General features: G+C 29.9%; 11 protein-coding genes and 1 pseudogene. All 12 read left to right on the top strand.

Going from position 1 to position 7,175, the window contains the following annotated elements; genetic code table 11:
* Positions 1-67: pseudogene (gene rpsN / locus WC168_RS08835) on the top strand (30S ribosomal protein S14); the annotation flags it as partial.
* Between the two features lie 12 nt (positions 68-79).
* Positions 80-478, top strand: coding sequence for a 30S ribosomal protein S8 (gene rpsH / locus WC168_RS08840; protein WP_066161667.1), 399 nt, complete (start codon positions 80-82; stop codon positions 476-478).
* A 9-nt stretch (positions 479-487) separates the two neighbouring features.
* A complete protein-coding gene (rplF, locus tag WC168_RS08845) occupies positions 488-1,024 on the top strand; it encodes a 50S ribosomal protein L6 (protein ID WP_066161665.1) in 537 nt (178 codons plus the stop codon).
* 9 nt (positions 1,025-1,033) lie between these two features.
* Positions 1,034-1,393, top strand: coding sequence for a 50S ribosomal protein L18 (gene rplR / locus WC168_RS08850; protein WP_066161663.1), 360 nt, complete (start codon positions 1,034-1,036; stop codon positions 1,391-1,393).
* Between the two features lie 9 nt (positions 1,394-1,402).
* A complete protein-coding gene (rpsE, locus tag WC168_RS08855) occupies positions 1,403-1,843 on the top strand; it encodes a 30S ribosomal protein S5 (RefSeq protein WP_066161661.1) in 441 nt (146 codons plus the stop codon).
* A 4-nt stretch (positions 1,844-1,847) separates the two neighbouring features.
* A complete protein-coding gene (gene rplO / locus WC168_RS08860; protein WP_066161659.1) occupies positions 1,848-2,246 on the top strand; it encodes a 50S ribosomal protein L15 in 399 nt (132 codons plus the stop codon).
* 2 nt (positions 2,247-2,248) lie between these two features.
* On the top strand, positions 2,249-3,511 hold the full coding sequence (gene secY, locus WC168_RS08865; RefSeq protein ID WP_066161657.1) for a preprotein translocase subunit SecY: 1,263 nt from the start codon (positions 2,249-2,251) through the stop codon (positions 3,509-3,511).
* Between the two features lie 2 nt (positions 3,512-3,513).
* Positions 3,514-4,278 (top strand): type I methionyl aminopeptidase, encoded by a 765-nt coding sequence (gene map / locus WC168_RS08870; protein ID WP_066161655.1) that lies wholly within the window; start codon positions 3,514-3,516, stop codon positions 4,276-4,278.
* Between the two features lie 9 nt (positions 4,279-4,287).
* Positions 4,288-4,506: a translation initiation factor IF-1 gene (gene infA, locus WC168_RS08875; RefSeq protein WP_066161653.1), complete on the top strand. Its 219-nt coding sequence runs from the start codon at positions 4,288-4,290 to the stop codon at positions 4,504-4,506.
* Between the two features lie 70 nt (positions 4,507-4,576).
* On the top strand, positions 4,577-5,245 hold the full coding sequence (locus WC168_RS08880) for a uracil-DNA glycosylase (protein WP_319994221.1): 669 nt from the start codon (positions 4,577-4,579) through the stop codon (positions 5,243-5,245).
* A complete protein-coding gene (locus WC168_RS08885) occupies positions 5,242-6,378 on the top strand; it encodes a hypothetical protein (RefSeq protein ID WP_066161648.1) in 1,137 nt (378 codons plus the stop codon). Before WC168_RS08880 ends, WC168_RS08885 begins: the two co-directional genes overlap by 4 nt.
* A gap of 43 nt (positions 6,379-6,421) precedes the next feature.
* On the top strand, positions 6,422-7,175 hold a 754-nt coding region (gene aspS / locus WC168_RS08890), incomplete at its 3' end, for an aspartate--tRNA ligase (RefSeq protein ID WP_372618747.1).

The raw sequence follows: 7,175 nt of genomic DNA on the forward strand, positions 1-7,175 counted from the left end.
TAGAGTTTGTTTAAGAAAAATGGCTAACGAAGGTTTATTACCTGGTGTTAGAAAAGCTAGTTGGTAGGAGAAAAAAGCTATGATGAATGATTTAATCGCAGATGCTTTAACTAGAATTAGAAATGCTTCTATGAGAAGATTAGAAGTTACAACACTATTACACTCTAACACAGTTGCTGGTGTAGTAAATGTACTTTTACAAAAAGAGTATATTTCTGGTTTTAAAGTTATTGATGGACAAAATAATAAAAAAACAATTCAAGTTGAATTAAAATATGATGATAAAGAGAAATCAGCAATTAACGAAATTGTAAGAGTTTCAAAACCAGGAAGAAGAGTTTATAAACCAGCTTCAGAAATTAAAAATTTCAAAAACGGATACGGTACTATTATCCTTTCAACAAACAAAGGTATCATTGCTAACGATGAAGCATATGCTGCTAATGTTGGTGGTGAAGTACTTTGTACTGTTTGGTAGGAGGGTGTAATGTCTAGAATTGGTAAAAAACCTATCGCAATTCCTGCTGGAATTGAAGTAACAATAGATGGAACACTTATTAGTGTTAAAAAAGGAAACAATGTTTCAACAGTTGAAACTCATGGAAGAGTTTATGCAAAAATTGAAGATAATCAAGTAGTTCTTTCAAAAGTTGGTGAGACAAAAGAATCAGCAGCTTTCTGGGGAACTTATAGAGCATTAACTGCAAATGCAATTAATGGTCTTCATGAAGGATTTACTAAAACTTTAGAAATCAATGGAGTTGGATATAAAGCAGCTGTAAAAGGTAATGTTTTAGAGTTAATTTTAGGTTATTCTCATCCAATTAATTTTGAAATTGCTAAAGGTTTAGATATCTCTGTTGAGAAAAATATCATTACTGTTAAAGGTGCAGATAAACAACAAGTTGGTCAAGCTGCTGCAATTATTAGAGGCTTTAGAAAACCAGAACCATACAAAGGTAAAGGTGTTAAGTATACTGATGAAAGAATCATCAGAAAAGCTGGAAAAACGGCTAAGAAGTAAGGTGTAACTATGAGTAGAGAAAAAGATTTAGCAAAAAAAATTGCTTTAAGAATTAAAAGAAAAAAGAGAGTTAGAGCTACTATTTCTGGTACAGCAGATAAACCAAGAGTATCGATTTTTAAATCTAACAAATACATTAGTGCACAAGCTATAAATGATGTTGAAGGTAGAACTTTAGCAGCAATTAGCTCTCAAGCTATGGGTTTAAGTGGAAATAAAGAGAATGCTTCTAAAGTTGCAGCTGAGTTTGCTTCTAAATTAAAAGCAGCTGGTATAGAAGCTGTTGTTTATGATAGAAACGGGTATCTTTATCATGGTGTTGTTGCAGCATTTGCTGACGCATTAAGAGAAAATGGTATTAAATTATAAGGATTAATGATGGCAGTAAATAGAGAAGAATTTCAAGAAGCAATCGTTAAAATCGGAAGAGTAACAAAAGTTGTAAAAGGTGGAAGAAGATTCAGATTTACAGCTTTAGTTGTTGTTGGAGATAAAAACGGTACAGTTGGGTTTGGAACAGGAAAAGCAAAAGAGGTTCCAGATGCAATTAAAAAAGCTTTAGATGATGCATTTAAAAGCTTAGTTACGGTTTCTATTAAAGGAACTACAATAGCACATGATATTGAACACAAGTATAATGCAAGTAAAATATTATTAAGACCAGCTTCTGAGGGAACTGGGTTAATCGCTGGAGGAGCTGCAAGACCTGTTCTTGAGCTTGCTGGATTAAAAGATATTATTGCAAAATCTTTAGGTTCAAATAATCCAAATAACCTTGTACAAGCTACTGTTGAAGCATTATCAAGAATAAAAGGATAAGAATATGTTATTAGAAAATTTAAAACCTGCTTGTGGTAGCACAAAAGCGGCTAAAAGAAAAGGTAGAGGACAAGGAAGCGGTAACGGTAAAACTGCTGGTAAAGGTAACAAAGGTCAAAAAGCTAGATCTGGTTACAATGTAAAAAGAGGTTTTGAAGGTGGTCAACAACCACTTTCAAGAAGACTTCCAAAAGTAGGATTTACTTCAAGAGTAGTTAAACCTTATTCATTAAATGTAGATAAAATAACTGCAGTTGCTGAATTACCAGAGATTACACTTGAAACTATTAAAAGTGTATATAAATTATCAAGAACTGTTGAAAAAGTAAAACTTATTGGTTCAACAGCTAAAAATTTAAGTGCAAAAATAAAAGACGAAAACGTTACAACTACTGGAAATTAATTATGAGTAAAGATCTAGTAAATAAGATTCTTATTACATTAGGCTTTATTTTTCTTTACAGATTACTGGCATACGTGCCAGTACCTGGAGTTAATATTGATGTAGTTAAAGAGTTCTTTGATTCAAATGCAGATAATGCATTAGGATTAGTTAATATGTTTAGTGGTAATGCAGTTGAGAGATTGAGTATTATTTCACTAGGAATTATGCCTTACATTACAGCTTCTATTATTATGGAGCTTCTAGCAGCAACTTTCCCATCGCTTGGAAAACTTAAAAAAGAGCGAGATGGAATGCAAAAATATATGCAAATCATTAGATATACAACTATTGTTATTACTTTAATACAATCAATTGGAGTATCAATTGGATTAAACTCTTTAACTGGTCAAAACGGTCAAACAGCAATATCTATTGATATGAATACATTTATAGCAGTTTCAGCTATTTCAATGTTAACTGGAACAATGCTTCTAATGTGGATTGGAGAGCAAATAACTCAAAGAGGTATTGGAAATGGTATATCACTGATTATCTTTGCAGGTATAGTTTCTGCAATTCCAAGTGCTATTGGTGGAACAGTTGAGTTAGTAAACAACGGTCAAATGAGTATTTTAACTGTTATTGGTATTTTACTTGTAATACTAGCTACTGTTGGAGCTATTATTTATGTTGAACTAGGAGAGAGAAGAGTTCCTGTTTCATACTCAAGAAAAGTAGTTATGCAAAATCAGAATAAAAGAATAATGAACTATATTCCAATTAAAGTAAATTTAAGTGGAGTTATTCCAGCAATTTTTGCAAGTGCGATTTTAATGTTTCCAGCAACTGTATTACAGGGTTCACAAAATCCTTATTTAGTGACAATTGCTGATTATTTAAATCCTAGTTCTTATACTTTTAACCTATTTATGTTTTTATTTGTAGTTTTCTTTGCATTCTTTTATGCATCAATTACATTTAATGCAAAAGATATTAGTGAAAATTTAAAAAGACAAGGTGGATTCATTCCTGGAATTAGACCAGGAGAGGGAACAGCTGGTTATTTAAATGATGTAGCTGGTAGATTAACATTTTGGGGAGCTATTTATCTTGGATTAATTTCAACACTTCCTTGGTTAGTTGTAAAAGCTATGGGAGTACCATTTTATTTTGGTGGTGTTTCAGTTTTAATCGTAGTTCAAGTTGCTATTGATACTATGAGAAAAATAGAGGCTCAACAATACTCAAATAAATATCAAACTCTAAGTGCGGTTGGACTATAAAAATGTCTATCGCTCTTAGAAAACCAAATGAGATTGAAAAACTTTATATTGCAAATCAAGCAGTTGCTAAAACATTAAAATATCTTGAAGAGAATGTAAAAGCAGGTATGACTTTAAAAGAGGTTGATGCTATGGGTGAAAAAGTAATTAAAAGCCTAGGAGCAAGAGCTGCTTTTAAAGGACTTTATGGATTCCCAAATGCAGTTTGCACTTCATTAAATGAGGTTATAATTCATGGAATTCCATCTGATACTGTTTTAAAAGAGGGAGATATTTTAGGTCTTGATATTGGAACAGAAGTTGATGGTTGGTATGGTGATAGTGCAATTACTATGCCAATTGGAAAGATTTCAAAAGAAGATGAGAAATTAATTGCTTGTGCTAAAGATGCTTTATATTATGCAATTGAAATTATTGAAGAGGGCATGAGATTTAAAGAACTATCAAAAGCAATAGAAGATTTTATAGTTGCTAGAGGATTTGTTCCATTGATTCGATTTTGTGGACACGGAATTGGAAGAAAACCACATGAAGATCCTGAAATTCCTAATTACTTGGAACACGGAAATGCAAAATCTGGACCAAAAATAAAAAATGGTATGGTTTTTTGTATTGAACCTATGATTTGTCAGAAAGATAGAAATCCAGTTATTTTAGATAATGGTTGGGATGTTGTATCTGCTGATGGTTTAAGAGGTAGCCATTATGAGCATACAGTTGCTGTTGTTGATGGACGAGCAGTTATTTTAAGTAAGATAGAAGATTAAAGGAAAAATGTGGCAAAAGATGATGTAATCGTAATTGATGGAAAAGTTATAGAGGCTTTACCAAATGCAATGTTTAGAGTACAGTTAGATAATGGACATATAGTTTTGTGTCATATCTCAGGAAAGATGAGAATGCACTATATAAAAATATTACCAAATGATACTGTAACAGTAGAAATTACGCCTTATTCACTTGATAAAGGCAGAATAGTACATAGAAAAAAATAGTTAAATGAAGCTTTAATGCTTCATTTAATACTTCAATCAACACTAAAGTAAATTTTTAGTAAAATCCCATATGACAAAAACAAAAAAAGCAGAAATTTTAAGATATTTACACAGTTTAAAACTTTTTGGGTTTAATTATGCTCAGGATATAGTTTTACAAAAGAGTTCATCTTGTGATTCTACTCTTCCTTCTGATATTAATGAGCTTAAAGCAAGAGTTGAGAATTGTCATTTATGTGAACTTTCAAAAAGTAGAAAAAATCCTCTTTTTTCGTATGGAAATTTAAATAGTAAAATAGTTTTTATTTGTGATGAACCAACAAAAAGTGAAGATGAGCTAGGTTCATTTTATTCAGGTGTTAGTGGTGATATGTTACTTAATATGATAGAAAAAGTTTTAAAACTAAAAAAAGAGGATGTCTATATTACTACATTGGTAAAATGTAGAGGAAGAAGTGAGGCTACTATTGAAAATTTTGATAGTTGTAGTTGTTATTTATTTAGGCAATTAGATATTGTAAAACCAAAAATTATTGTTGCTTTTGGAGAGAGAGTTTTTAGTTATTTATTAAAAGATGGTGAAAATTTTTCTCAAAAAAGAGGAGAAATTTTAAATTTTAATAAATCTTTATTCATAGGAACTTATTCAACAACTTTTTTATTAAAGAATCCATCTTCTAAAAAAGAGGCATTTGAAGATTTATTAAAAATTAAAAAATTATATGAGGAGATAAATTGAAGTATTTAATTAATATTTTATTTGTAGCATTTTTATTTGTAGGGTGTTATCAAAAACAAGTTGTAGATTTAAAAACAGAAGATACTCCAATAGAGATTAAAGATTCAAATATTGAGATAATTAAACCAATTGATTCAATAATACAAGAGGAGATAATTGATCCTTTTGAAAAAAAAGATAGCTCTTATTACTTTAATCCAAAAAATAACAAAATAAATGTAGCACTTATCTATCCATCACAATTAGTTGGCAGATATGCTAAGAGTTCTATAAATACTATTTTGGGATATCTAAATTTTATAGATGAAAAATATAATCTTATAGCTATAGATACTCTTGATGAGAGTTTAGAAAATATGCAAAGAGTTATGGATGAGCTAGAAGATTTAGAGATTAAAAATGTAGTAGCTCTATTTACACCTGAGAGTGTAAATAATTTAAAAGAGATTAAAATTGATAAGTTTAAAATATATTTTCCTTTAATTGAGAAAAAAGAGTATGTTTTAGGTGATGAAAATTTAGTTTTAAGTGAAAATACTGTTTTTGGTGCAATATCTTATAGTGAACAGTTGAAAAAGCTAAGTCAATATAGTGATTCAGATAATGTACTTTTTTATCTAGATACTTATTTAGGAAATAAATTAAAACATAGTTATGATGAGTTAAATATAACTACATCTATTCAAAAAGATATAAAAAGAACAGATACAAACTTTAAAAATATTGTAAAAGATGATAGATTAAATGATAGTTTCATATTTTTAAACTTGGATATTGTAAAGAGCTCTTTAATACTCTCTCAACTTAGAGCAAATGAGATAGATCCAAAAATTATATTTGCAACGCAAGTTTTATATGATCCAATTTTAATGACTCTAACTCAAGATAAAGATAGAGAGAGACTTTTAATAGCAAACTCTATAGATAGAGTTTCAAGTGAGTTAAAAGATAATATTTCAAATTTTGGTGGAAATATTAGTTATGAGTGGGTAGATTATTCAACATTAGTTGGAGTAAACTATTTACTTAAAGGTAATAATGAAATTGTTTCAACAAAAGTTGAAAATAATCAAGCTATATATATTCCAAAATTGTATATTAGTACAGCTTTTGGATTTGTAGAAATTAAGTAGGTTTTAGATAAAATCGCCAATTATTTAGGAAAAAGGATTAATTTTGAGAACACATTATTGTAGTAGTGTAAGAGAAAATTTAATAGGAGAAAAAGTAACAGTAGCTGGATGGGTTAATAGCAGACGAGACCACGGTGGGATTATTTTTATAGATTTAAGAGATAAAAGTGGTTTAGTTCAACTTGTTGCAGATCCACAAGATTGTAAAGATGCCTTAGCTGTTGCTGAAACTGTAAGAGATGAGTATGTTTTAATTGCAACTGGAACTGTGCGAGCTAGAGGTGAAGGGTTAGAAAATCCAAACTTAGAGACTGGAAAAATAGAGATTATTTTAGAGAATCTTATTATTGAAAATAGAAGCAAAGCTATGCCTTTTGATATAAATGATGAGAAAGTAAATGATGAGATAAAACTAAGAAATAGATTTTTAGAGCTTAGAAGTAAAAAATCTTTTGATATTTTTCAACTAAGAAGTAAAGCTACTATTCAAGCTAGAAATACACTTGATGAGTTAGGATTTTTAGATGTTGAAACTCCAATTCTTACAAAATCAACTCCAGAAGGTGCAAGAGATTATTTAGTTCCATCAAGAGTTCATGCAGGTGAGTTTTATGCACTTCCTCAATCTCCACAGTTGTTTAAACAATTACTAATGGTTGCTGGATTTGATAGATATTTTCAAATTGCAAAATGTTTTAGAGATGAAGATTTAAGAGCAGATAGACAACCTGAGTTTACTCAAATAGATGTTGAGATGAGTTTTTGTACTCAAGAGGATGTTATAGCTGTTGCTGAGA

The sequence above is a fragment of the Aliarcobacter sp. genome (assembly GCF_041672065.1).
In the GTDB taxonomy this organism is placed as follows: domain Bacteria; phylum Campylobacterota; class Campylobacteria; order Campylobacterales; family Arcobacteraceae; genus Aliarcobacter; species Aliarcobacter skirrowii.

What these genes read in the sequence shown, in the direction of transcription:
- rpsH (WP_066161667.1), top strand. Translation starts at nt 80, where the DNA reads ATGATGAATGATTTAATCGCAGATGCTTTAACTAGAATTAGAAATGCT.
- rplF (WP_066161665.1), top strand. Translation starts at nt 488, where the DNA reads ATGTCTAGAATTGGTAAAAAACCTATCGCAATTCCTGCTGGAATTGAA.
- rplR (WP_066161663.1), top strand. Translation starts at nt 1,034, where the DNA reads ATGAGTAGAGAAAAAGATTTAGCAAAAAAAATTGCTTTAAGAATTAAA.
- rpsE (WP_066161661.1), top strand. Translation starts at nt 1,403, where the DNA reads ATGGCAGTAAATAGAGAAGAATTTCAAGAAGCAATCGTTAAAATCGGA.
- rplO (WP_066161659.1), top strand. Translation starts at nt 1,848, where the DNA reads ATGTTATTAGAAAATTTAAAACCTGCTTGTGGTAGCACAAAAGCGGCT.
- secY (WP_066161657.1), top strand. Translation starts at nt 2,249, where the DNA reads ATGAGTAAAGATCTAGTAAATAAGATTCTTATTACATTAGGCTTTATT.
- map (WP_066161655.1), top strand. Translation starts at nt 3,514, where the DNA reads ATGTCTATCGCTCTTAGAAAACCAAATGAGATTGAAAAACTTTATATT.
- WC168_RS08880 (WP_319994221.1), top strand. Translation starts at nt 4,577, where the DNA reads ATGACAAAAACAAAAAAAGCAGAAATTTTAAGATATTTACACAGTTTA.